We start from the raw sequence: 2,995 nt of genomic DNA, 5'->3' as shown, positions 1-2,995 counted from the left end.
TTTTCTAAGAAGTACTGCTGAAATTGTTCTAGATATTGGAACAGGCTTTTTTGATAGTTTATCTGGGCTTATTTTCTTTTTATTACTTGGGAAGTTTTTTCAGCAGAAAACATATACTTTTTTATCCTTTGAACGGGATTATAAATCCTATTTTCCTATTGGAATTACTAAGATTTCTTCTGATTCTTCCGAAGCCTCCATTCAAGTATATGATATTGAAAAGGGAGACCGACTTCTCATTAGAAACGAAGAACTCATTCCTGTTGATTGTATCCTAATAAAAGGAAATGCGCGTATTGATTACAGTTTTGTTACAGGAGAATCTGAGGCCGTTTCTAAACAATCTGGCGATAAATTATTTGCTGGCGGAAAACAATTGAATGGCAGTATTGAAGTTGACGTTTTAAAAACCGTAGAACAAAGTTACTTAACACAACTGTGGAGTAATGATGTGTTTAGTAAAAACAAAGAAGATAGTTTTACCACGTTAACCAATGCTATTAGTAAGCGGTTTACAATTGCAGTGCTAAGTATTGCCATTATATCGACACTATATTGGTTATTTATTGATTCATCAAAAGCAATAAATGTTTTTACATCGGTACTTATTATTGCCTGTCCATGTGCTATTGCTTTGGCTGCGCCTTTTACGTTCGGAAATATGTTACGCATATTCGGTAAACTCAAATTCTATGCTAAAAACGCATCAGTCATTGAACAGTTAGCGGCCATTGACATCATTATTTTTGATAAAACAGGAACGATTACCGCCAATAAAGAAACCACGATTACATATGATGGTTTAGAACTTTCAGAAGAGGAAGAATCTCTTTTAAAAAGCACGTTGCGACAGTCAAATCATCCCTTAAGCAGATCCTTATATTCGCTTTTAAAAGAAAATGACATTATAACTTTAGATAACTACCAAGAGCATATTGGTAAAGGTATTGAAGCCAAACATAACGAAGATTCCATAAAAATTGGGTCTGCGCCTTTTGTGGGTTACACTTCGAAAACAGCTACCTTAAATACAGCTGTTCATGTGAGTGCTAATAATAAATACAAAGGGAAATTTACGTTTTATAATAGGTACAGAAAAGGACTTTCTAAGTTATTTAATAAACTTAAAATCCATTATGATTTGGTGATTCTTTCCGGTGATAATGCAGGTGAAAAAGAAAATTTAACAAAATTGCTTCCTGCAAACACAAAATTGTTTTTTAATCAGAAACCTGAGGATAAGTTGGAATATATCAAACATCATCAAAACTCTGGCGCAAAGGTATTAATGATCGGTGATGGATTAAACGACGCCGGAGCATTAGCGCAAAGCAATGTTGGTATTGCTATTTCTGAAAATGTGAACGTGTTCTCCCCTGCTTGTGATGTTATTTTAGACGCCACAAAATTTAATCAGTTATACTATTTTATAAAAGCTTCAAAATCAGCTATAAATATCATTAAATGGAGTTTTGCTTTGTCTTTAATATACAATGTTATCGGGCTCTATTTTGCAGTTACTGGACAGCTAGCCCCTGTAGTTGCTGCAATATTAATGCCTTTAAGCTCTATAAGTATTGTGGTATTTACAACAATTTGCACTAACATAGTATGTGGAAAATTGAAATAAAGTGAAAACTAAATTTTGAGAATGAGCGCGTTAAGGATTACATCTGTTCAACTATGCCTCGATTGTCTTAACATTTTTTAATACACAAGAAAAAGATATATCGGAAAGCCTGACCCTTGCGGGAACGCCGAAAAAATTAAAATAAAAAAGGAAAACATGACAAATATCATCTTTTACAAACGAGCATGAAAGTATTTTTGAACCATAACTTCTATTAGGTATGAGTGTTATATATATTTTGCTAGCTATTAGCATATTTGTTGCTATTGGCTTTTTTATTGCCTTTATTATTGCTGTGAAAAGCGGACAGTATGACGATAGTTATACGCCGTCTGTGCGCATGCTTTTTGAAGATGAATTGATAAAAGATAAACCAAAGAAAACGATACTAACCAAAAAGAATAATAATTAACACTATGGAAATGCAACAATTTCATTACGATAATAAAATCGTAACTAAATTCCTTTATGCTACAATAATTTTTGGAGTTGTAGGAATGGCTGTGGGTTTGCTACTTGCTTTTATGTTTTTATTTCCAAACCTTACCGATGGAATTTCGTGGCTTAGTTTTGGTCGTTTAAGACCTTTACACACAAATGCCGTAATTTTTGCCTTTGTAGGTAATGCCATGTTTGCTGGTATTTACTACTCACTTCAGCGTTTACTAAAAGCCCGTATGGCGAGCGACCTTTTAAGTAATATAAACTTTTGGGGATGGCAACTTATTATTGTTGCTGCGGCTATCTCACTTCCTTTAGGGTACTCAACATCAAAAGAATATGCCGAACTAGAATGGCCAATTGATATTGCTATTGCACTTATTTGGGTGGTTTTTGGTGTGAATATGATTTGGACGATTTTAAAACGTCGCCAACGACACTTATACGTTGCTATTTGGTTTTACATTGCCACGTTTGTAACCGTTGCAGTGCTTCATATTTTTAATAGTTTAGAATTACCTGTAAGCGGAATGAAAAGTTACTCGGTGTACGCTGGTGTGCAAGATGCGCTTGTACAATGGTGGTATGGCCATAATGCTGTGGCATTCTTTTTAACGACTCCGTTTTTAGGATTAATGTATTACTTCGTACCTAAGGCAGCGAACAGACCTGTGTATTCTTATAGATTATCTATCATACACTTTTGGTCGTTAATCTTTTTATACATTTGGGCAGGACCGCATCACTTATTATATACGGCGCTTCCAGAATGGGCACAAAACTTAGGTGTAGCCTTCTCCATAATGTTATTAATGCCATCTTGGGGAGGTATGATAAACGGTTTATTAACGCTTCGTGGGGCTTGGGATAAAGTACGAACCGATCCGGTTTTAAAATTTATGGTAGTAGCCATTACGGGGTATG

Annotated in this window: 3 protein-coding genes; all 3 read left to right on the top strand. The window is 34.8% G+C overall.

Going from position 1 to position 2,995, the window contains the following annotated elements; all coding sequences use genetic code 11:
- A partial coding sequence (locus tag QZ260_RS05835) for an HAD-IC family P-type ATPase (RefSeq protein WP_295983857.1) occupies nucleotides 1–1,630 on the top strand: 1,630 nt, incomplete at its 5' end.
- A gap of 220 nt (nucleotides 1,631–1,850) precedes the next feature.
- Entirely contained in the window at nucleotides 1,851–2,042 is a 192-nt protein-coding gene (ccoS, locus tag QZ260_RS05830; protein ID WP_295983856.1) for a cbb3-type cytochrome oxidase assembly protein CcoS, read from the top strand.
- Between the two features lie 4 nt (nucleotides 2,043–2,046).
- Nucleotides 2,047–2,995, top strand: a 949-nt coding sequence (locus tag QZ260_RS05825; protein WP_295983853.1) for a cbb3-type cytochrome c oxidase subunit I, incomplete at its 3' end; no start/stop codon positions are given.

This window comes from uncultured Algibacter sp. (assembly GCF_905480415.1).
In the GTDB taxonomy this organism is placed as follows: Bacteria; Bacteroidota; Bacteroidia; order Flavobacteriales; family Flavobacteriaceae; genus Algibacter_B.
Note: the sequence above shows the minus strand (reverse complement) of the source record. Positions and strands in the feature narration are given on the sequence as shown.